The following is a 20,169-nucleotide window of genomic DNA, read 5'->3' as shown; positions in this document are numbered from 1 at the left end:
GGCTCGGCCGAGACGCTCGGCCGGGCGGCCCGATCTTCCCCGGCCACGATCGTCCGGAGCGGCCATGTCATGGGCTTCCCACTGGTGCTGGAGATAATCCCGGCCGGTATCGGGTGTCGTTCACCCGGTGGCTGGTCGGCGCGCGTGCGGCTGGCGAGCCTGGCCCAGCCCGAGGCGAATCCGTCCCGGCGGATGACGGCGGCCGTGCGGATCATGTTGTGGGCCGTTTGCCGCCGGACGCCTCGGGCAATCGCGCGGTAGCCACCCGGGGAAGGGCAGGCACAGAAGATGGTCGGCGCGGGCAGCGACATCGATTCGGTGGAGAGCTGAGGGGCGTGATGCGGCGCGACGTCAGGGTGGAGCCGAAGATCACGGGCGGGGAGTCGGTCGGGCTGGCCGACGTGGTGTGGGACAACGCGCGGCAGGAGCCGGACGCGGTGCAGTTCCGGCGCCCTGACCCGGACGCCTGGTCGTGGCCGCGCTCGTCCGGTGATCCGTCGGTGGTGACCTGCCGGCAGTTCCGCGACGACGTGCTGGCCGTGGCTCGCGGGCTGATCGCGGCCGGCGTGACGCCCGGGAGCCGGGTGGGCCTGATGAGCCGTACCCGGTACGAGTGGAGTCTGGTCGACTACGCGGTGTGGACGGTCGGCGCGGTGACCGTTCCGGTGTACGACACGTCGAGCGCGGAGCAGCTGGCCTGGATCCTCGCCGACTCGGGCGCGGTGGGGTGCGTGGTGGAGACGGCCGACCACGCCGCGCTGCTGGCCGGCGTACGTGACGGGCTGCCGGAGCTGCGCCAGGTGTGGCAGATCGACTCCAACGATCTGATCAAGCTGGCGGAGCAGGGCCGGGCCGTTGCCGACGAGGCGGTCGAACGCAGGCGTGCCGCGGTGTCGGGCGCGGACCCGGCCACAATCGTCTACACCAGCGGGACCACGGGCCGGCCCAAGGGCTGCGTGCTCACGCACCGGAACATCCACCTCGACGTCGGCAACGCGGTCGCCGCGCTGCCGGAGTTGTTCAACCAGGCGGCGTCGACAGTCCTCTTCCTCCCGCTGGCGCACGCTTTCGCCAGGTTGGTCCAGGTGGCGATGGTGCAGACCCGGGCGACGATGGTGCCCAGCCCCAACGCGCACGACGTGCTGAAGCAGCTTCGCCGATCTCAACCGACGTTCGTCCTGGCGGTGCCGAGGGTGTTCGAGAAGGCGTACAACGGGGCGCGGCAGAAGGCCGCCGACCAGCATCGCGGGTGGCTGTTCGACGTCGCGGACCGGGTGTCGGTCGGGTACAGCCGGGCGCTCGACACGCCGTCCGGCCCCGGGATCGGCCTCCGGCTGCGGCGGGGTCTTTTCGACCTGCTGGTCTACCGGAAGCTGCGGGCCGCGTTCGGCGGCCGCTGCCGTCTCGCCGTCGTCGGCGGGGCTCCCCTCGGTGAGCGACTCGGGCACTTCTTCCGTGGCGCCGGCCTCACCACCCTGGAGGGGTACGGGTTGACCGAAACGTCCCCGGCGCTGGCGGTGAACCGGCCCTCGGGGATGCGGATCGGCACCGTCGGCCGGCCGCTGCCCGGCGTGGAACTGGCCATCGCCGACGACGGGGAGGTCCTCGTCCGCAGCGACGTCGTGTTCCAGGGGTACTGGAACAACCCGGCCGCGACCAGCGAGACGTTCACCGCCGACGGCTGGTTTCGCACCGGCGACCTCGGCAGTCTCGACGACGACGGCTATCTGCGGATCACCGGACGCACAAAGGAGATCATGGTGACCGCTGAGGGAAAGAACATCGCTCCCGACCCGATCGAGGACCGGGTCCGCGCACACCCGCTGGTCAGCCAGTCCATGCTGACCGGCAACGGCAAGCCGTACGTCGCCGCCCTGGTCACCATCGACCCGCAGGCGTGGTCCCGGTGGCGCGACGCGCACGGTCACCCACGCGCCTCGGTGGCGGAGTTGCGCGAAGACCCCGCCCTGCGCGGCGAGATTCAGACCGCGATCGACCAGGCGAACCGGTCGGTCTCCCACGCGGAGGCGATCAAGACCTTCCGGATCCTGCCCGACGACTTCACCGAGGCCAACGGTGAGCTCACCCCCACCTTGAAGATCAGACGCGAGGTGGTGCAGCGGCACCGCGCCGCCGACATCGACGCTCTCTACCGCGGCCACTGACCGCGAACCCTCGATTGACCCGTAACCCGGCGCCGTGAGCGGTGCCCGGAGGGCGATGCCTGAACTCGGTGGGGCGGTGGTGGCCGAGAGCCGTGAGTGGTGTCAGAGGTAGCCGAACAACGGGGGGAAGGCCAGGACAACGATCCAGGCCCACGCGGCGTACACCGGTAGGTAGCTGGTCTGCCAGCGCTCGAGCGCCGCGAACGGGGTGCGCCGGCGGACGAAACCCAGCAGCAGCCACGCCGACCAGGCGAGATTGGCCAGCAGGATGACGTTCTCCCCCAGCGCCGCCGCCTTGTTGGGTGTGGTGCCGTACTCGGTGATGCGCCCGGTGATCGCCAGCAGCACCAGCACATCGATGACCAGCGCGCTGACGACGAGGGCGAACTGCAGCTTGTCGAACAGGCCGGGCGGAGCGAGCGGATCGCGGGCTGAGATCGAGTAGAGCAGCAACCCCAGCACCACGACCAGCAGGAGGTCGAACAGGATCAGCGCTTCCCGCTCGACGTTGATGCCGGCGGTGGTCCAGCCGAGGGCAACGAGGAAGGCCAGCAGCGCGGCGGTGAAGAGCGGGGTGAACAGCCGTGTGAGCACTGGGGCGATGTTCTCGACGACACTCTGCTTGGCCTCGACGAGCCACCCGGCCACCACCACCGCAGCCACGACGCCGCAGGGAAGAAGCCACTGCGAGATGAAGCCTTCCGGGGAGATCCCGATGGCCTTGAAGGTCCCGACCATGAATGCGATCAGCACGCCGCCACCGAGGGCGATGAGGACGAAGTAGACGAACCATTCGCCGGTGAAGCGGATGAAGTCCATACGCCGGCGCGACGAGCGCGGATCGTCGGTCACATAGGCCAGACCGACCACAATCCAGAGGGCGATGGGGAGATGGATGCTGGTCAGGACCACCGACTGGGAGTCCTCCGCGAGCGGATAGGCGTTGGCCGCCACGGCACCTACTGCGAACAACGCCAGCAGTACCCCGATCAGCGCCTTCCCGGCGTGACGACGCCAGGCCAGGAAAGCCGCCAGCCAGGGCAGCGCGAGCACGCTGAAGTTGGGCCCATAGAACGCGGCGTCCGCTTCGAACCTCATCCCGAACAGTTCCGGCACCTTGATGGACGCTGCCGCGCCCGCCGCGCAGATGACCATCGCGGTCAGGTCGCGCCGCGACCGGGGGTCGGCCGCCGGACCGCCGGTGTCGCCGGTCAGCACCAGTTGCTTCCAGAGCCGTTCCGAATGCTCCCGGGCGAACTCGCGGGACAGTTCGTCCAGGCCACCCATGCGCTTGACCGCGACGAGGAACGCCTCGTCGGCACGTAGGCCAACGGCGATGAGCTCGTCGACGGAACCGCGCAGATGGTCTTCGAGCTCTTCGGCGTCGGACTGCTTCAGCTCGGCGCGGCGCTGTACGTGTTGACGCCACTGAGCGAACTGCGCCTCCAGCTCGTCTTGACCGTCTGGCACCGTCATGCCTGGCCCTCCAGCGGGATCGCTGTCAACGGCCTGAAATCGCCGGGCCCGACCCAGATCTGCTTGAGCGCGTCCACGACGGTGTCCCACTGGCGGCGTTGCTCGGCAAGCTCAGCCAGGCCGCTGTTGGTGATGCGGTAATACTTGCGCCGCCGCTCCCCGGCGACCGACTGCCAGCTCGACTCCACGTGCCCGAGGCGCTCAAGCCGGTGCAGCAGCGGGTAGAGCAGGCCCTCGGTCCAGTCCAGCTCTCCACCGGACAGCTGGTTGATCCGCTTGAGGATGGCGTAGCCGTAGCTCTCCCCCTCGGCGAGGATGCCCAGCACCATCGGTGTCGCCGAGGCAGCGACAAGATCCTTGGTGACCCTCACGAGACCTCCCGAGCTCACACCCTAGAGCTATGATGCATAGTAGCTCTAGGTATTAGGTCGACGCAAGGAACCCCGGACGCGCCTGCGGTGGGCCCTGCCGGACCTGGGCCCACCGCGGCATCGGCGTTGTCAGACCTGGCCGCACGACCCCTGGCTGGCGAACGGCAGGTTGGCGTACCGGGAGCGTCGTACGACGTCAGGGATCCGTCAGCGGCGGCCCTCAGCACCGCCATGGTCGGAATCCGGAACAGGTTTTCGAGCTGACCGTTGCTCTTCTGGCCGACGGAGCGGACCTCGTAGAAGATGGCGCCCCGGGTGGCTGTCTGCGCCACGGGCTGCTCGCCCGCGGGAGCCGTCCCGCCCATGAGCATGCGGCTGAGCACGGCGTTGGTGATGTCGATCAGCGGGTAGTGCGCGACGTTGGCGAGTCCGTAGCGGCTGAGTGCGTCGACGCTCACCATGGCCATCTGGCGGTTCGTGAGCCACTGCTCGACCGTCATCCGTGACGGATCGATGGACCGGGCGCCGATCTGAAACTGGTTGAGCTGGTCGGTGCCGTTGACCACGGGAGCCTGGCCCATGTGGTGCAGATCGAGCGCCAGCTCCGGGGCCACCTGGCGCCACAGCCGCCAGAAGGCGGCGGACTCCGGCTGGGCGAAGTTCTCCCAGTCGCGGTTGAGGTCGACGCGGTTGGGGGTCGTGCTCTGCCGGATGTTCGCCTCGGAGCCGTCGGGGTTGTACATCGGGATCACCACGACGGTGAGCTTCTCGCGGATCAGGCGTGCCTCCGGGGACCCACTGGCGAGGTGATCGAGGATCTGGAGCACCGCCTCGGTGCTGTGCAGCTCATTGCCGTGGATCCGCGCCTGCAGCCAGAAGGTCATCGGCCCGCTGCCGACCGTCGCGTACAGCAACTCCCGCCCCTCGCCGGAAGTCCCCGCCGAGTCGACCCTGACCAGTCCCCGGCTGGTCCGCTCGATCCGATCGAGCACCTGACGGACATCGTCGTAACCGGCGACGCTGGACAGGCTCACATTCTGGTTGGGCTGCAGGCATGGACCGCCCGGCAGATGTGTCGGGCTGGCGGAGGCCGGCAGGGCGCCGGTCAGGACGGTGGCGAGCAGACCGGCCGTGGCGAGCGCCGCGAGGCTTCTACGCATCGATGCTCCTTGCGATCGGTTGGAGGCGAGTCACATGGCTGGTGGTTTGACGCCTTCGTATCCCGGACTCACCACCGTGGACAAGTCTTGTCTTTGCCAAGGCATCGGGGTAGCAGGGTGTTGCCGAAGGGCCGGCGGCGACCTCGGACATCCGGGACCGGGTCGCGTGGTTGACGCCGGTGGGCCAGCCAGGATCTGTCCGACCCACCGGCGTTCCATGCCGGCCATGGTTCCCGTACGGGTCAGCCCGCGGGCACCGGCTCGGCGGCGTCGGCCTGCCGCCGCTTCGCCGCGCGCAGCGTGAGACCGGCGGTGACGGCGCCTGCCCCGGCGATGATCCCAGCGCCGACGAAGGCGGCGGAGTAGCCGTCGGTCAAGACGGGCAGGTCGCCGAGCCGGTCCGCTCCGGCGGAGGAGGCGACCGCGGTCATGGCGGCCAGGCCAAGGGCGGAACCGACCTGGTAGCTGGTGTTGACGATGCCCGAGGCGAGGCCACCCTCCTCAGGCTGGGCGCTGGAGATCGCCGTACCGAGTGACGGGATGAACGCCAGGGACATGCCCAGCGCCGCGACCAGCGAAGCGGGCAGGACGTCCACGGCGAAGCTGCCGTCCGGGCGCACCAGGGCGAGCCAGCCGAGCCCGACGGCGAGAACCGCGAGGCCCGTGACCACCATGGGCTTCGCGCCGAACCGGACGATGGCCCGCGGGGCGAGCGCGACCATACCGACCATGATGAGGATCGTCATCGGCAGCAGCGCGGCGCCGCTGGGAAAGGCGCTGTAGCCGAGGACGTGCTGCAGGTAGAGGTTGAGGAAGAACCACATCGGGATCCACGCCGCGCCGAGCAGCAGTTGGGCGACGTTGGCGGCAGCGAGGTTCGGGGCGCGGAAAATCGACAGTCGCACCAGCGGCTCGCGGCGCGCCGCCTGGATGGCGACGAACGCGCCCAGGGCGACGACGGCTCCGGCGAGGACCAGCCAGGTCTGCCCGGAGGCCCAGCCGATCTCGGGGGCCCGGACGATTCCGTAGACGGCCCCGCCGAGGCCCACGGTCACCGTCAAGGCGCCGAAGACGTCCAGCGACCCCTTACGCGTGCCGCCGGCGGGCATCAGCGCCGGGGTGACCAGCAGCGCGAGCGCCGCGATCGGGATGTTGATGTGGAAGACCCAGGGCCAGCTGACGTATTCGGTGATGACGCCGCCGAGGAAGACGCCGGCGGTGCCGCCGGCGGGAGCCGCGGCGCCGTAGAGGGCGAGAGCGCGGGTAAGTTCCTTGGGTTCAGCGCCGAACAGCGTCATCAGCAGGGTGAGCGCGGACGGGGCGATGAGGGCCGCGCCGGCTCCTTGTACGGCACGGGCGCTGAGCTCGACCGCCACGCTGTCGGCCAGGCCGGCGACGGCGGAGCCGATGAGCAGGATGAGCCAGCCGGCGGCGAACATGCGTCGGGCGCCGAGGAGATCAGACAGTCGGCCGCCGAGCAGGAGCAGGCCGCCGAACGCGACGACGTAGGCGTTGAAGACCCAGGACAGGTTCTCGGGTGAGAAGCCGAGATCCGCCTGGATGCGTGGTAGCGCGACGCCGATGATCGAGGTGTCCATGATGACTATGAACTGGGCGAGGGCGATGAGTCCGAGGGCCCACCAGCGCTTCGATGGAGATGACATGGTGATTACTCCTTCAGTTACCCCTAGGGGGTATCGGTAGCGGAGTTTTTCTACCCCCCACCCGTATAGGTCGTCAAGTGGTATCGGCTTACACCTGCTGCAGAGCATGAGGGTCTGCCGAGGTCTTGAGACGGATACCAGGGAGGGGTATGTTCAGAACACCGGTCGACGGGCAGCTGGCCCGATCGCTTGGGCGGCCACCTGGCGCACCGCCACGGCATCGTCTGCGACACGGAGGAGATCCACATGTGCGGCAATGAATCGAACTGCGGCTGCGGCGCCGTCGCGATCGACAGCGGCCCTGCGGCCGCCGACACAGGTGCGGCGCCCCGGAGCACCTATCAGGTGTCGGGCATGACCTGCGGCGGCTGCGCCAAGAAGGTGACCGGACACGTCTCCGAGATCACGGGTGTGACCCATGTCCAGGCCGACGTGGCCGCGGGCACCATCACCGTCCTCAGCAAAAAGCCGCTGGACACCGCCGAGGTCCGCGCCGCCGTGCAGCGGGCCGGCTACCAGCTCGCGGACTGACCCGCAGGCACACCGCATCCCCGCGGCACCGTCTGGCACCCTGGGGATGCGGCCTGCCATCCGTCCCGGCGACGAGGAGACCGACCTGACTGCGAAGAATCTTTCCCACCACGATGCGCTCGTCGTGTACGGCACTGGCTGGTGCCCCGACGTCCGGCGCAGCCGCGCCCTGCTCGACCGAGCCGGGATCGCCTACACCTACGTCGACCTCGACGAGGACGAGGCCGCAACTGAACTCGTCCGGCGTCTGCAGCGGGGGCGACGACGCATTCCCACCCTGCTATGGCCCGACGGCAGCCTCCTGGTCGAGCCCACCGATGACCAACTACGAGCCCACCTGAACAGCTGCGGCGACATTGGGACAAGAAGGTGACTTCCCAGCTGTCGTTGATCGGTCCTCGGCTGGTCGCTGGGTGCAGCACGCTAACCCCATGAACCGCCAGGCTGCATTCCTCACTGACCCACCGAAGAGTTCGGCGGTGGCCGCCGCGTACGAGGCCGATGTCACCTCCGACGGCTACGTCAACAACCTCACTCGTGTCTGGTGCTGGCGCCCTGACGTGCTGGCGTCCTTCCAGGCCGTGCGTGCCGAACTCCTGGCCGGCTCAACCCTGTCGCCGAGGGAGGTAGCCGTGATGGTTGCTGCCACCGCCGCGGCCCTCGGCGACGCTTACTGTGCACTGGCGTGGGGATCCAGGCTGGCCGAACTCAGTGACGAGGCGACCGCCGCCAGAGTGCTGCAAGGCGTTGACAGTGACCTGTCCGAGCGGGAGGCCGCACTCGCCGGTTGGTCCCGCCAGGTCGTCCAGGACCCGAATGCCACAACCGAGGCCCACGTGGAGCGTCTGCGCGACGCGGGCCTCAACGACCAGGAGATCTTCGAGGCGACGACCTGGATCGCGTTCCGGCTGGCGTTCTCCACTATCAACGACGCGCTCGGAGCATCGCCTGATCCGCAGCTTGCCGAGAAGGCGCCGCGGCTCGTCCGGGAAACCGTCACCTACGGCCGCCAGGTCTAGGCCCACACCGGGGACACGGAGCCGTCAGAGCGGGTTGAGGCGGGACTTGAGCAGGCAGAACTCATTGCCCTCGGAGTCGGCAAGAACGTGCCAGGACTCCTCGCCGGTCCGGCCGATGTCGGCCGGGCGCGCCCCAAGCTTCAGGAGGCGTTCGAGCTCGGCGTCCCGATCGCGACGACAGAATTGCCCTTAGCGGGGCTGACTCACGGCGAGAATGTTGCCTTCGCTGTCCTTGAACCAGGCGCCACGCATCGTCGGCAATTCTGCGATGCCGTTGACGGTCTTGAGCCCAGGGATGTCGTACTCCTCGAACGTCACGCCGCGCCCCCGCAGGTCCGCCACTTCGGCGTCGAGGTCAGCGACCAACCAGGCCGCCAAAGTGTGGGGCGCCTGCCCGGCATTGGAGGTGGGATAGATGAAGAACTGCGTTCCACCGGACTCGAAATGAACGGCGTCCTCGCCCTCCCGCGAAATCGTCAGGCCCAGCGTGTCGCGATAGAAGCGCTTGGCCCGTTCCATGTCGCCCGCGGGAATGGCCGCCTGCGCCGGTGCGCCTGTCAACATGATGGTTCACCTCCTGCGACAGCGTAACCAGCACTAGGCCGGCGCGGTTCCGCTTTGTCCGGGACCGGTACCGTCACCGACAACCTGACCCGCGCTCTGACGAACCTCGTCGAGCCGGTCGTGGTAGCGATCGTGGCCCTCGTCATCGCCCGCGACGAACTGCGTACGCGGCTGCGCACGGCCGGCACCGCCCGGTTCCCGCTCGTCGGCGAGGGCGCAGCCGTGATCTCCGCCTACTTGACGGCCGAACGCAACCACGGCCGAATCGCGTCCGACGCCGACACGCTCGCGCCCACTGGTCCCGGTTCCACCGGCCGATCGATGGTGCTCGTGGAACGATAGAGGGCGTGAGAACTGCGAAAACTGCTATGCCTGCTATCTCGCCGCTGGCTGGCGAGCCGATCAAGCGTGCCGATGCCGAGCGGCTCGCGGGAGTGCTGAAGGCATTCGCCGACCCGGCCCGACTGCGGCTGCTCAGCCTGATCCAGTCCGCCCCGGAGGGCGAGGCGTCCGTCAGTGACCTCACCGCGCCGCTGGAACTCTCCCAGCCGACCGTGAGTCATCACCTTCGGATCCTCACCGAGGCCGGCCTGCTCGAACGCGAGAAACGCGGCGTCTGGGCGTACTACCGGGTAGTGCCGTCCGCGATCGCGGCGATAGCCGACCTGTTGACCCCACCCCGCAAGCGGACGACGAAGAGGACTCGCTAAGCGGCGCTGCCGAGGACCGCGCTGTCGTAGCCGGCGGGCAGGATGATCCGGTACGCCACCGCTTGCCTCGTGGCGTCCTTTTCGCGTGCGCCACCGGTGGTGCCAGCCGACCCAGGGCAAAGCTGATCAGGGACGCTGATCAGGTTCAGCGGTGGCAGGCCGCCGGAGCTTCCGGTGGCGAGGCCATGGCCGACCGGCTCCGGGCTGGTGCCGCAGCAGCTGTCGGTGCCCGAGGAGTCGGCGGGGTTGCTGTTGCAGACTCCGGTTTCGGGCAGGTCGAGCTGGACGTCGCGGGCGGCGGTCCAGTCGCCGGCGAGGGCGGCGACGACGGAGCGGACCTGCTCGTAGCCGGTGGCCATGAGAAAGGTGGGCGCCCGGCCGTAGCTCTTCATGCCGACGGCGTAGTAGCCGGGCTCGGGGTGGGCGAGCTCGTCGACCCCGTGCGGGGGGACGGTGCCGCAGGAGTGCTCGTTCGGGTCGATCAGGGGGGCGAGGGCGCGGGTGGCACCCATGATCGGGTCGAGGTCCAAGCGCAGTTCGGCGGCGATGGTGTGGTCGGGTCGGAATCCGGTGGCGGCGACGATCCGGTCGACGGTGACGGACTCGTCGGTGCCGTCGACGTGGCGGACGACGACAGCGACGCGCCCGCCGGTCGGGGTGATCGCGTGGACGGAGAAGCCGGTGAGCAGGCGGATGCGGCCGGCGTCGACGTGGTCGCGCAGGCGCGAGCCAAGCGCCCCCCGCGTCGGGAGGGCGTCGGCGTCGCCGCCTCCATAGGTGCGGGTCGGGGAGGCGGAGCGGATCGCCCAGGTGACCTCGGTGCCCGGCGTCTCGGCGGCGAGTTCGGCGAGGGAGAGTAGGCTGTTGGCGGCGGAGTGGCCGGCGCCGACGACCAGGGTGTGGCGGCCGGCGAACCGGTCGCGGTCCGCGCCGAGCACGTCGGGGAGGGCGTGGTCCAGGTACGCCGTGGCGTCCTGCTCACCGCGGGCGGGGAGGCCGGAGCCGCCCAGGACGTTGGGGGTGCCCCAGGTGCCGGATGCGTCGATGACCGCACGGGTCAGCAGTTCTTCACCGTCGGTGAGGCGGATCAGGAACGGGGCCTGCTCGCGGCCGGTGGTCCGGAGCCGATCAAAGCCGAGGCGGCTGATCGCGTCCACGCGGATGCCGTAGCGCAGGTGGGGCTTGAGCTGCGGCAGGTCGGCGAGCGGCTGCAGGTAGTCGGCGACGAGGTCGGCGCCGGTGGGCAGGGCCTCGAGGTCGGGGGCGGCCCAGCCCGCGTCGTCGAGCAGGCGCCGTGCGGCCGGATCGATGTTGTACCGCCACGGGGAGAAGACGCGGACGTGGCCCCACTGCTGCACTGCCGTGCCGGCGGTGTCGCCGGCTTCGAGGACGGTGAAGGGCAGGCCGCGCTCATGCAGGTGGGCGGCGGCGGCGAGGCCGACCGGGCCGGCGCCGATGACGGCGATCGGCAACTGGTCCAGGGTGCTCATCACAGAACTCCTTGTGTTGATGTTTATCGAATCAGCATGGTGCAGTAGGCCGCCTGTCCAAGGCGGCGGTCGAGCGTCAGGTGATGGTGGGGCTGCGGCGTTCGAGGAGGATGACGTCGCGCCAGTGGCCGTGGTGGCGCCCGACGCGTTCGCGGGTGCCGATGACCCGGAACCCGGCGCGCTGGTGCAGGGCGAGGCTGGCGGCGTTCTCGGGGAAGACGCCGGACTGGATGGTCCAGATGCCGGCGGCCTCGGTCGACGTGATCAGGGCACCCAGGAGCAGCCGGCCGGCGCCGCGCCCCTGGGCGGCGGGGTCGATGTAGACGGAGTGCTCGACCACGCCCGCGTAGACGGCGCGGGTCGAGGTGGGTGAGACGGCGACCCAGCCGACGACGGCATCGTCTGCGTCGACGGCTACGAACCGGTGTTCGGCCAGCCTGCCGGCGTCGAACGCCGCCCAGGTCGGCGCGGTGGTCTCGAAGCTGGCGTTGCCACCGTCGAGGCCGGCCTGGTAGATGGCGAGGACCCGGTCGGCGTCGTCCGCCGTCATGGGGCGGACGGTGACGTCGGCCATCAGCAGCCTCCCTTCGGTTGGGGAGCCGGGCGGCCCATCACCACGTCGGCGGCCGACGGGAAACAGCCGACGCAGGCGTCGTTGAGGCGGTAGTGACGGGCGGTGCCGACGGGCTGGACGAGCACGAACCGCACCTCGGTGAGGATCTTCAGGTGTTGGGAGACGGTGGACTGGGCCAGTCCGACCGCGGTGACGATCTCGCCGACGCACATCGGACGGGCGTGCCGGGCGAGGTACTCGACGATCTGCACCCGGGTCGGGTCCGCGAGGGCCCGGAACCACGAGGCGTAGGTCTGGGCGGTGTCCCGGTCGAGCAGGTCGTCCACCAGCACTCCTTCTATCGTTTATCGTCGATTGGCGATGAAAGTCTAGCGGGTCTGGGTCGCGGCAGCGCTCGGCCCGCTGCGCGGGGTGGACACCTGGGCACAGGAGTCGCAGAACCGGGCACCCGGCAGCAGCGTGCGTGGGCGGCGGGTGGAGCCGAACATGCTGGTCCTCGTTTCGTCGCGACGCCTGTCTTGACGTTCGTCGAATCAGAGGCTTGCACGCTGATTATAGAGATGTCAACCTAGAGGGATGTCGAAGCAACAAGCGTCGCTCCCCCTCGTCGACCTCAACGCCGAGGCGCCGTGCTGCCCCCCGCTGGCGCAACGCCGGGTCCCGGCCGAGATGGCCGCGGTGCTCGCGCCCGCGTTCAAGGCACTCGGCGACCCGGTCCGCCTGCAGCTGATGTCGATGATCGCCTCCGCCGAAGGCGGCGAGGCGTGCGTGTGCGACCTGACGCCGCCGTTCGACCTGACCGGGCCGACGATCTCCCACCACCTCAAGACGCTGCGCGAGGCGGGCCTGGTCGACGCCGAACGGCGGGGCACCTGGGTCTACTATCGCGCCCGCCCGCAGATCCTGCGCCAGCTCGCCGCCCTGCTGTCGATCGAGCCGACCGCCGCAACTCAGCGGTGAGCCGCCTCTGCCGCCGCGCAGGCCGGAAGACTGTCGTGCTGCGACGCGGCAGTGTGGTCATCTCGCGGCGGGACGGCAGGACGGTGTTCGATCGGGCCGACCGGGACGGCACCCTCGCCGCACTGGCGGATCTGCACTCCTACCCGGCAACCTGCTGTTGATCAGCAGGAGAGAGAACAAACTGATGACCATCACACTTCGGCGGCGCCTGCTGGCCGAGTTCGTCGGCACCGCCCTGCTGGTCACCGCCGTGGTCGGCTCCGGCATCATGGCCACCACCCTGTCCCCCGGCGACGTCGGCCTCCAACTGCTGGAAAACTCCACCGCAACCGCCTTCGCCCTCGGCGCGCTGATCCTGATCTTCGGCCCCGTCTCCGGGGCCCATTTCAATCCGGTCGTGTCCGCCGCCGACTGGTTCCTCGGCCGCCACGCCGGCACCGGCCTCACCGCCCGGGACCTGGGCGGCTACGTCGCGGCCCAGGTTCTCGGCGCGATCGCCGGATCAGTGCTGGCGAACCTGATGTTCGACCTCGCCGCCGTCGACTTCTCCCACAAGGACCGCGCTGCGGGCCACCTGTGGCTCGGTGAGGTCGTCGCCACGGCCGGCCTGATCCTGCTGATCTTCGCCCTCGCCCGCTCTGGCCGCGCCGCCGTCGCCCCCGCCGCGGTCGGCGCGTATATCGGCGCGGCGTACTGGTTCACCTCGTCCACCTCGTTCGCCAACCCGGCGGTCACCGTCGGCCGCGCCTTCACCGACACCTTCGCCGGCATCGCCGCCACCTCGGTACCCGGCTTCGTCCTGGCCCAGATCGTCGGCCTCGCCGTCGGTGTCGGCCTACTCGCCGCCCTCTACCCCGACGCGGACGCCGCCGCGGACCAGGTTGTCGTCCCCACCGACGAGGACGTCGCCCTCAGCCGCCCTTCATGACACCGCACCCGCGCGATGCCGACACGGCTCGGCCTGACCACGTCTTCGTCAACCGCCATCACGACCCCGGCCTCTACCGCACCGTCGACCGCAACAGCAACCCGGATCGCCATCTGGCCCTCGACCCCGACGGCGCGCCGGTCAACCGGCCCCACGACCCGTACTGCCCGAAAGGCACCCCATGAACGACAAGCCCAGCGTCCTGTTCGTCTGCGTCCACAACGCCGGCCGATCCCAGATGGCCGCCGGCTGGCTGCGCCACCTCGCCGGCGACACCGTCGAGGTCCGCTCCGCCGGCTCCGCCCCCGCCGAGACCGTCAACCCGGCCGCCGTCGAGGCCATGCGCGAGGTCGGCATCGACATCACCGACCAGACCCCCAAGCTCCTCGAGTACGAGACCGCGGAGTCCTCCGACGTCATCGTCACCATGGGCTGCGGCGACACCTGTCCCGTCTTCCCTGGTAAGCGCTACGAGGACTGGAAGCTCGAAGACCCCGCCGGCATGGGCCTCGTGGCGGTCCGCCCGATCCGCGACGAGATCCGCACCCGGGTCGAGAAGCTGCTCATCGAACTGCACCCCGACGCCTGACCCATCGCCGGGTCATCAGCCAAGCGTCCAACGGGCTCCCCCGGCGTACGCCAACCGGGCGTCGCCGCGGATCCCCTTGCCAAATATTTCCATCTGTCGCTGCCCTTGGCGTGGGCATGAGGCGGACGGCCAGACTGGCTGCGGGCGGTCAGGTCCGTACGAAGTCCTCGCCGAGCAGTGCCCGCAGTCTGTTCAGTGCACGGGCGTTCTGAGTCTTTACCACTGACACCGATACGTTGAGGATGCCGGCCACTGTTTCGACGCTCTGATCCTCCCAATGGCGGAGCACCAGGATGGCCTGGTCGCGGATGGGCAGGGCGGCCAGGGCCTGTAGCAGGGCGACGTGCAGTTCCACGGTGTCGTCGAGCCGTCGGTGCGCCGCCTCGGGCAGGTCGGCGAGCACGAGTTCGGCGTCGCTGCGCCGCTTCTTCTGGTCGAAGACGGCGTTCATCAGGACGCGGCGGCTGTACGCCTCGAGATTGGTGGCATGCCGGATTCTGCCCCACGCCGCGTACATCTTCGCGAAGGTGATCTGGGTCAGGTCCTGTGCGAGATGCCAGTCCCGGCACATCAAGTAGGCGGTACGCCGCAGCCTCGGCGCGGTGGCCTCCACGAACGCGGTGAACTCCGCCTGTCGAGCGGTTTGCTCACGCCGTCGGGCCACGCCCCACCGGGCCACGAGACCGTGCCTGGCGTCAGGGAGTGATCCGGCGGCGTCGGTCCGGGTATCCGCCATCACCTGGCCGCCCAGGCATTCGTGCCGGGCGGGCATTCGCTGCCGATGACCTCGTCGACCCCGGGCATACGCTCGACGCGCGCCGCCAGGTTGGCGTACTGTGACCGCCCGGTCAGCTTGATCCCGAACGACTCCGGCAGCTGGCTGGCTTTGACGGCGGCGACGAGTTGCGGCGCGTCCTCGAATATCTTTCGATACCTGATCAGGGCCTGTTCGCGGCTTTCGTAGGCCATGGTGTGGACTGCCGGATCGGCGTGCAGCATGCTTTCCACCGCGCTGCGCTGTTGATCCGTGAGGTCCGCGGTGAGGAAGATCGAAACATCGGTTGAGGTGTCCTGGACCGGAGAATCGCACGCCGGGTTCACCAGCATCGCAAACCCTGCTGGCACGGTCGCCGGTGACGCCGAACGTTCCGCCGGTGGCGCCACGTTCACCGCCCCCAGCGCCGCGATGGTGGCCACGCCCGCCACGCCTGCCGCCACCAACCGGTGTCGGCGGCGGCGCATGCTGGTGCCGGTGGCCATGGCCTGTCCGGCCAGGTCACCCGGCGGCGGCTCGGGCTCGTCGGCCAGGGCGCGGGCGAAGAGTAGCCGCAGGTTCTGATCCAAGGTTCACTCCCGTGCTCTGGTGGACTCCACCTCTGATGACTGGTCAGGACACCGGATCGGTCACATCGACGGATGGACGGTTGCCGTTGCTGCCTGCCGCCGGCCGGTCGGGACGCTGGCCGTGGCTGTCGCTGACTACCATTCAGGTGTGTCCGATGACACCAGGCAGGGGTTCGACCCGGAGCCGGTGGGCCAGCGGTTCGTGGTCTGCGGGGCCGGAGCACTGGCCCGCCGGCTGGTCACCGAGTTGATGGACCGCTACGGCGTCCCTGTCACGGTGGTCCTGCCGTCGTTGACTGACAGCCACGCGCCGGACATCGCCGAGTTCGGGCCGGAGACCGGAGCTGCGGTACCGCGCCCGAACCTCGTCGTGGCCCACCGCCTGACCGCCGAGGTGCTGGAGCGCGCCGGAGTGCGTGATGCCGCTGCCGTGGCGCTGGTCGGCGACGACGACGTGACCAACGTGGACATCGCGATGATCGTGCGTGAGCTGGCACCGGAGGTACGGCTGGTCGTTCGGCTCTTCAACGCGGTCCTCGGCGAGGGTGTGGCCACCATGCTCGGGGACTGCGTGGTGCTGTCCGGGTCAGAGATCGCCGCGCCGGCGTTCGTCGCCGCCGCCCTCGGCGAGGACGCTCCGGCCTACCTGCGGCTCCGCGACGATGATCTGGTACGTATCGCGAGCCGCGCCGCCCTCGACCCCGCTGCGGACGTCGTCTGCGGCCTGGCCGACACGACCGGTCCGGAGCCGATCGCCCTCCCGGCGGACCAGGAAGCCGCCGACCTGGTCCTGGTCCGGACGTATGGCCGACGTCCGCCGCCACCGACCCGCCGGCGTCCCCGCCTGCTGCGGGCCGCCGGGTTGGTCTTCGGCCGCCGCCTGCGGCTGGCGCTCACCGGGATGGTCGCGCTGTTCGCCGTCGGCAGCGCCGTGCTCGCGTACGCCCGCGGCCTGAACCTGGCCGAGGCCGGCTATCTGACCCTGCTCACCACATTGGGCGGCGCCAACGCCGACCCGGCCGCCCCGCTGATGGCGAAGGTGACGGAGGTCGTGCTGGTGGTCGCCGGCGTGGCCCTGCTACCCACGGTCACGGCTCTGATGGTCGACTCGCTGGTGCACGCCCGGCTGGCAGTGGCCGCCGGCGGGCTCATCGACCCGGTCGACGACCACGTGATCGTTGTGGGCCTGGGCAACATCGGCACCCGGGTGATCGAGGAGCTGCACTCGTTCGGCATCGAGGTGGTCGCGGTCGACCGAGCGGAGTCAGCCCGGGGCGTCGCGGTCGCCCGAGAGCTGGGCCTGCCCGTGATCGTCGGGGACGCGACCCGCCCCGAGACGCTGCGGGCCGCCTCGGTGCAGACCTGCCGGGCGTTGGTGGTGCTGACCTCCGACGACGTGACCAACCTGGAGACGGCCCTGACCGGGCGCTCGGCGCACCGGGCGCATTACACCGCGCCGGACACGACGGTGGAGCCCCTGCGGGTGGTGCTCCGGCTGTTCGACGACGGCTTCGCCCAGCGGGTCCAGCGGACCTTCGGCATCCACCAGTCGCGCAGCGTGTCCTACCTCGCCGCGCCCGCGTTCGCGGCCGCCATGATGGGCCGCCAGGTCATCGACACCATTTCCGTCGGCCGCCGGGTGCTGCTGGTGGCCGACCTCCCGGTGGGCGCCGGTTCCGACATCGAGGGCCGATACTGCCGCGACCTGTCCCAGCCCGGCGCGGTCCAGGTCATCGCGATGCGGACCGGGCGGGCCGATCAGACGATCTGGGCCCTGCCGGAGCGCCGGCCGCTGGTCCGGACCGACCGGCTGATCGTGGTGGCCACCCGCGCCGGGCTCGCCGCGCTGCTGCCCCGCACCGTGCCCAGCGCCGATCCGCCCCCGCTCGCCGCCGCACCTCCGATGCGGCTGTTGGGTCCGCCGCCGGTCCACCCGACCACACATCCGACAGAGCCCGAACCGGCGTGACCCGGGACCGCCCGATGACGACACCACTCCCCCGCCGTCCGTCGACCTCTTGCGGTGGGCTCCGCTACGCGGGGCGCTCCTGCCGGGGTTGTCCCGTCCGGTAGGTTTCGCAGGCCAGGTTGACGAGTTCGGTGAGGTGGGCGGGCGGGTCGTCCTTCCACCACGCCAGCCAGACCGGTATCGGCTGGGCGTCGCGGACGGCGCGGTACGCCACCCCGGGTCTGGGGTTCTGGTTGGCGGTGGCCTCGGAGGTGATGCCGACCGCTTGGCCGGCGGCGATGAGGGTGAGCCACTCGTCGACGCCGTGGGTGGTGCGGATGGTCGTGGGTTCGGCACCTGGCGGGAACAGGGCGGTTGTGGTGGTGCCGGTCCGACTGTCGATGGCGACGGTGTACCTGGCCAGGTCGGCGGTGCGTACCGATCGTCGCCGGGCCAGCGGGTTGTCGGTGGCCACGGCGGCGTAGCGGGCCTCCACGCCGAGTAGCGCCGTGTCGAAACGGGGATCGGCCAGGTGCCGGCGGATCACGGCGACGTCGGCGGTGCCTTCGCTGAGCCCGGCGGTCGGGGTGTTGGATTGGACGAACACCAGCGGCACCTGGGGGTGGGCGGCGGCCCACGTCTTCTGCAGCCGTCTGGTGTGTTTGCCCAGCGCCGCCCAGGCATAGCCGACGCGCAGCTCGGTGCGGGACTCCTCGACGATCCGTTGCAGGTGGGCGACCTCGTCGAGTACCCGGCGGGCGGCGGCGACGACGCGGGTGCCGGTGGGGGTGAGCGAGACGTGCCGGGTCGTTCGCTGGAGCAGGCGAGCGCCGAGCGCCGCCTCCAAGGCACTGACGGAACGTGAGACCGCCGCCTGGGAGACGCCCAGGACAGCCGCCGCGTCGGTGAATGTGCCGACGTCGACCACCGCGACGAGGGTACGGAGCTGACGCAGCTGCACATCCATACGCCAAGCGTATAACTCTGACGGCTAGTGCATTTCTTGTATCAGTCGGTGCGGGTCGACACTGCCTTCATGACCGTGAAGACGGCAGGTGAAGTTGCTGCTCAGGGCCGCTGTCAACCGGCTGGACCCGACCGTGGACCGCTGCTGCGCGGGATCGCCACGATGACCGGAAGTGCGGCGAGCAGCCAGGTCGGGGCGGCCCTGGGTGCGCACGCGTTCGCCACCCTCGGGCCCGCCGGGGTCGTCGCCGTGCGGCAATTCGTCGCGGCGGCGGTGCTGCTGCCGGCCGTACGCCCGAACCTGCGTCGCTTCACCTGGGCGCAATGGTGGCCGACCCTGCTGCTCGGGCTGGTCTTCGCCACGATGAACCTCAGTCTCTACACCGCGATCGACCGGGTCGGGCTCGGCCTGGCCGTCACCCTGGAGTTCCTCGGCCCGCTCGCCGTCGCCCTGGCCGGTTCCCGAACCCGGCTCGACCTGCTCTGCGCGGCGGGCGCCTGCGTCGGCGTGTACGTCCTGGTCCTACCGGGTCCGGCCAGCGACTACCTCGGAGTGGGGCTCGGCCTGCTGGCGGCGGCGTGTTGGGCGGCGTACATCCTGCTCAACCGGATCGTCGGGGCCCGGCTGCCGGGGTTGCAGGCACCGGCGGCGGCAACCCTGGTGTCTGCGCTGCTCTACCTGCCGGTCGCGGCGATCCTGCTCGCGCAGGGACGACTGGCCGGTACCGCGATCCTCTACGCCGTCGGTGCGGGCATCCTCAGCTCGGTGGTGCCCTACGCCGCCGATCTGGTCGCGCTGCGTACCGTGCCGGCCCGCTTCTTCGGCGTGTTCATGAGCATCCACCCGGTGCTGGCCGCGCTGGCCGGCCTCGCCCTCCTCGGCCAGGTCCTGGAACCGCACGAGTGGCTCGGCATAGCCATCGTCGTGTCGGCCAACGCCCTGGCCGTCCAGGCCGCCTCGACCGCCAAGCCGCGGCACGCCGCGACGACTCGTGCCCGGGCCGCCCTGGATCGACTTACGGCGGGAGGGATCATCCGAGGCCGGCTCAGTCGAGGATGAACGGGAGCCGCACGGCCAGCTCGCCCAGTTCGACCTTTTCCGCGTCGGTCGGCGCGCGGCGTCCGGTGCCGACGAGCAGCGCATCCCTGTCGGAGTACGACGCGGGGAACGAGGCCCCGGCGATCTCTTCCAGCAGCTCGCGTGACCAGGCGAGTCCCTCGGCGGGCGGGTCCGCCGCGCCCGGGAGATGCGCGGTCAGGTCGAGGTGGTGCAGCGTCCACTCCAGGACGTAGGCGGACAGGTAGTCGGCCACGGTGAGGACCTCGCCACGCGTGCCGACCCGGACCGCTGGGTCGGCGAGTTCGGCGGCGCGCCCGGCGGCGGAGCCGACGTCGTCGAGGTGGAACTTCAGCAGCCGCGGATCCTCGTACGCGGCGGCCAGCCGGACGATCAGCGCGTCGAGCGGGTCGTCGCCGGTCGGCGGCGTTTCGGCGACGTCCCAGTAGGACACCGCGTTCCGGCTCGGTTCCGTTTCGGCTGGGGTCACGAGGGTGATCAGGACGTCCTGAGCGTCGATGATCAGGTGGGAGACCAGGTCCCGCACGAGCCAGCCGGTACAGCCGGACGGCTGTGCGAAGTCCTCGTCCGGTAGTTCGGCGACCGCCGTGCGCAACGCTGCCCAAGAGCGTGAGAAGAGATCCACTGCGGCA

Annotated in this window: 24 protein-coding genes and 1 pseudogene; 12 read left to right on the top strand and 13 right to left on the bottom strand. The window is 70.2% G+C overall.

The annotated features are described in order from the left end of the window. Window positions 1-338: 338 nt before the first annotated feature. Window positions 339-2,165 (top strand): AMP-dependent synthetase/ligase, encoded by a 1,827-nt coding sequence (locus A6A27_RS19540; protein ID WP_073836068.1) that lies wholly within the window; start codon window positions 339-341, stop codon window positions 2,163-2,165. 102 nt (window positions 2,166-2,267) lie between these two features. Here the strand turns inward: A6A27_RS19540 and A6A27_RS19535 are convergent, their stop codons facing one another. The 4 genes from A6A27_RS19535 to A6A27_RS19520 all read right to left on the bottom strand — a co-directional run bounded on the left by A6A27_RS19535 (window position 2,268) and on the right by A6A27_RS19520 (window position 6,836). After that, on the bottom strand, window positions 2,268-3,641 hold the full coding sequence (locus A6A27_RS19535) for a permease prefix domain 1-containing protein (RefSeq protein WP_073836067.1): 1,374 nt from the start codon (window positions 3,639-3,641) through the stop codon (window positions 2,268-2,270). Further along, window positions 3,638-4,012, bottom strand: coding sequence for a PadR family transcriptional regulator (locus A6A27_RS19530; protein ID WP_073836066.1), 375 nt, complete (start codon window positions 4,010-4,012; stop codon window positions 3,638-3,640). Before A6A27_RS19530 ends, A6A27_RS19535 begins: the two co-directional genes overlap by 4 nt. 14 nt (window positions 4,013-4,026) lie before the next feature. Continuing rightward, on the bottom strand, window positions 4,027-5,172 hold the full coding sequence (locus tag A6A27_RS19525; protein WP_073836065.1) for a M14 family zinc carboxypeptidase: 1,146 nt from the start codon (window positions 5,170-5,172) through the stop codon (window positions 4,027-4,029). Between the two features lie 242 nt (window positions 5,173-5,414). Continuing rightward, a complete protein-coding gene (locus tag A6A27_RS19520) occupies window positions 5,415-6,836 on the bottom strand; it encodes an MFS transporter (protein WP_073836064.1) in 1,422 nt (473 codons plus the stop codon). A gap of 246 nt (window positions 6,837-7,082) precedes the next feature. Here A6A27_RS19520 and A6A27_RS46010 point away from each other — a divergent pair, with 246 nt between their 5' ends. From A6A27_RS46010 to A6A27_RS19505, 3 genes are read left to right on the top strand one after another with little or no spacing between them, the layout of a single operon-like run. Beyond that, the gene (locus A6A27_RS46010; protein ID WP_073836297.1) at window positions 7,083-7,367 is read left to right on the top strand and encodes a heavy-metal-associated domain-containing protein; all 285 of its coding nucleotides are present in this window, start codon (window positions 7,083-7,085) and stop codon (window positions 7,365-7,367) included. A 46-nt stretch (window positions 7,368-7,413) separates the two neighbouring features. Further along, window positions 7,414-7,740 carry a glutaredoxin domain-containing protein gene (locus tag A6A27_RS19510; protein WP_083672705.1) on the top strand — a complete coding sequence of 109 codons (327 nt, stop codon included), beginning with the start codon at window positions 7,414-7,416 and terminating at the stop codon, window positions 7,738-7,740. Window positions 7,741-7,798: 58 nt separating this feature from the next. Continuing rightward, on the top strand, window positions 7,799-8,386 hold the full coding sequence (locus tag A6A27_RS19505; RefSeq protein WP_073836063.1) for a carboxymuconolactone decarboxylase family protein: 588 nt from the start codon (window positions 7,799-7,801) through the stop codon (window positions 8,384-8,386). A gap of 24 nt (window positions 8,387-8,410) precedes the next feature. Here the strand turns inward: A6A27_RS19505 and A6A27_RS19500 are convergent. Together A6A27_RS19500 and A6A27_RS19495 are read right to left on the bottom strand one after the other, a co-directional pair. Continuing rightward, window positions 8,411-8,548 (bottom strand): annotated as a pseudogene (locus tag A6A27_RS19500) (VOC family protein); the annotation flags it as partial. A 27-nt stretch (window positions 8,549-8,575) separates the two neighbouring features. Further along, window positions 8,576-8,950 carry a VOC family protein gene (locus A6A27_RS19495; RefSeq protein WP_073836062.1) on the bottom strand — a complete coding sequence of 125 codons (375 nt, stop codon included), beginning with the start codon at window positions 8,948-8,950 and terminating at the stop codon, window positions 8,576-8,578. Window positions 8,951-9,004: 54 nt separating this feature from the next. On the opposite strand from A6A27_RS19495, the gene A6A27_RS19490 reads away from it, so the two are divergent. Next, entirely contained in the window at window positions 9,005-9,292 is a 288-nt protein-coding gene (locus A6A27_RS19490; RefSeq protein ID WP_073836061.1) for a hypothetical protein, read from the top strand. A gap of 26 nt (window positions 9,293-9,318) precedes the next feature. Continuing rightward, entirely contained in the window at window positions 9,319-9,660 is a 342-nt protein-coding gene (locus A6A27_RS19485) for an ArsR/SmtB family transcription factor (protein WP_073836060.1), read from the top strand. Here the strand turns inward: A6A27_RS19485 and A6A27_RS19480 are convergent. From A6A27_RS19480 to A6A27_RS19470, 3 genes are all read right to left on the bottom strand, one after another. Further along, window positions 9,657-11,150, bottom strand: a complete 1,494-nt coding sequence (locus tag A6A27_RS19480) for an FAD-dependent oxidoreductase (protein WP_083672704.1) — start codon at window positions 11,148-11,150, stop codon at window positions 9,657-9,659. The two genes, A6A27_RS19485 and A6A27_RS19480, sit on opposite strands and share 4 nt — an antisense overlap. Before the next feature lie 76 nt (window positions 11,151-11,226). After that, window positions 11,227-11,724 (bottom strand): GNAT family N-acetyltransferase, encoded by a 498-nt coding sequence (locus tag A6A27_RS19475; RefSeq protein WP_073836059.1) that lies wholly within the window; start codon window positions 11,722-11,724, stop codon window positions 11,227-11,229. Then, entirely contained in the window at window positions 11,724-12,050 is a 327-nt protein-coding gene (locus A6A27_RS19470; RefSeq protein ID WP_143194077.1) for a metalloregulator ArsR/SmtB family transcription factor, read from the bottom strand. The genes A6A27_RS19475 and A6A27_RS19470 overlap by 1 nt, the downstream gene beginning before the upstream one ends. Before the next feature lie 250 nt (window positions 12,051-12,300). Here A6A27_RS19470 and A6A27_RS19465 point away from each other — a divergent pair, with 250 nt between their 5' ends. From A6A27_RS19465 to A6A27_RS19450, 4 genes are all read left to right on the top strand, one after another. Continuing rightward, window positions 12,301-12,684 carry an ArsR/SmtB family transcription factor gene (locus A6A27_RS19465; protein WP_073836058.1) on the top strand — a complete coding sequence of 128 codons (384 nt, stop codon included), beginning with the start codon at window positions 12,301-12,303 and terminating at the stop codon, window positions 12,682-12,684. Window positions 12,685-12,868: 184 nt separating this feature from the next. Further along, on the top strand, window positions 12,869-13,612 hold the full coding sequence (locus A6A27_RS19460; RefSeq protein ID WP_073836057.1) for an aquaporin: 744 nt from the start codon (window positions 12,869-12,871) through the stop codon (window positions 13,610-13,612). Next, on the top strand, window positions 13,609-13,797 hold the full coding sequence (locus A6A27_RS44290; protein WP_073836056.1) for a hypothetical protein: 189 nt from the start codon (window positions 13,609-13,611) through the stop codon (window positions 13,795-13,797). Before A6A27_RS19460 ends, A6A27_RS44290 begins: the two co-directional genes overlap by 4 nt. Further along, a complete protein-coding gene (locus tag A6A27_RS19450; RefSeq protein WP_073836055.1) occupies window positions 13,794-14,201 on the top strand; it encodes an arsenate reductase ArsC in 408 nt (135 codons plus the stop codon). Before A6A27_RS44290 ends, A6A27_RS19450 begins: the two co-directional genes overlap by 4 nt. A gap of 148 nt (window positions 14,202-14,349) precedes the next feature. Here A6A27_RS19450 and A6A27_RS19445 read toward each other — a convergent pair whose 3' ends face one another. Both A6A27_RS19445 and A6A27_RS19440 read right to left on the bottom strand, forming a co-directional pair. Then, on the bottom strand, window positions 14,350-14,865 hold the full coding sequence (locus tag A6A27_RS19445; protein ID WP_073836294.1) for a SigE family RNA polymerase sigma factor: 516 nt from the start codon (window positions 14,863-14,865) through the stop codon (window positions 14,350-14,352). Between the two features lie 71 nt (window positions 14,866-14,936). After that, a complete protein-coding gene (locus tag A6A27_RS19440) occupies window positions 14,937-15,545 on the bottom strand; it encodes a permease-like cell division protein FtsX (RefSeq protein ID WP_073836054.1) in 609 nt (202 codons plus the stop codon). Window positions 15,546-15,693: 148 nt separating this feature from the next. Here A6A27_RS19440 and A6A27_RS19435 point away from each other — a divergent pair, with 148 nt between their 5' ends. Then, window positions 15,694-17,514 carry an NAD(P)-binding protein gene (locus tag A6A27_RS19435; RefSeq protein WP_073836053.1) on the top strand — a complete coding sequence of 607 codons (1,821 nt, stop codon included), beginning with the start codon at window positions 15,694-15,696 and terminating at the stop codon, window positions 17,512-17,514. A 64-nt stretch (window positions 17,515-17,578) separates the two neighbouring features. On the opposite strand, the gene A6A27_RS19430 is transcribed toward A6A27_RS19435, so the two are convergent. Next, complete coding sequence (locus tag A6A27_RS19430) at window positions 17,579-18,460, bottom strand: LysR family transcriptional regulator (protein ID WP_073836052.1); 882 nt, start codon at window positions 18,458-18,460, stop codon at window positions 17,579-17,581. Window positions 18,461-18,622: 162 nt separating this feature from the next. On the opposite strand from A6A27_RS19430, the gene A6A27_RS19425 reads away from it, so the two are divergent. After that, on the top strand, window positions 18,623-19,519 hold the full coding sequence (locus A6A27_RS19425; RefSeq protein ID WP_143194076.1) for an EamA family transporter: 897 nt from the start codon (window positions 18,623-18,625) through the stop codon (window positions 19,517-19,519). Here A6A27_RS19425 and A6A27_RS19420 read toward each other — a convergent pair. Beyond that, window positions 19,506-20,162 carry a maleylpyruvate isomerase N-terminal domain-containing protein gene (locus tag A6A27_RS19420; RefSeq protein ID WP_073836051.1) on the bottom strand — a complete coding sequence of 219 codons (657 nt, stop codon included), beginning with the start codon at window positions 20,160-20,162 and terminating at the stop codon, window positions 19,506-19,508. The two genes, A6A27_RS19425 and A6A27_RS19420, sit on opposite strands and share 14 nt — an antisense overlap. Window positions 20,163-20,169: the final 7 nt, after the last annotated feature.

Source organism: Micromonospora sp. CB01531, assembly GCF_001905095.1.
GTDB lineage: Bacteria > Actinomycetota > Actinomycetes > Mycobacteriales > Micromonosporaceae > Micromonospora.
This window is presented reverse-complemented; position numbering and strand designations above follow the sequence as displayed.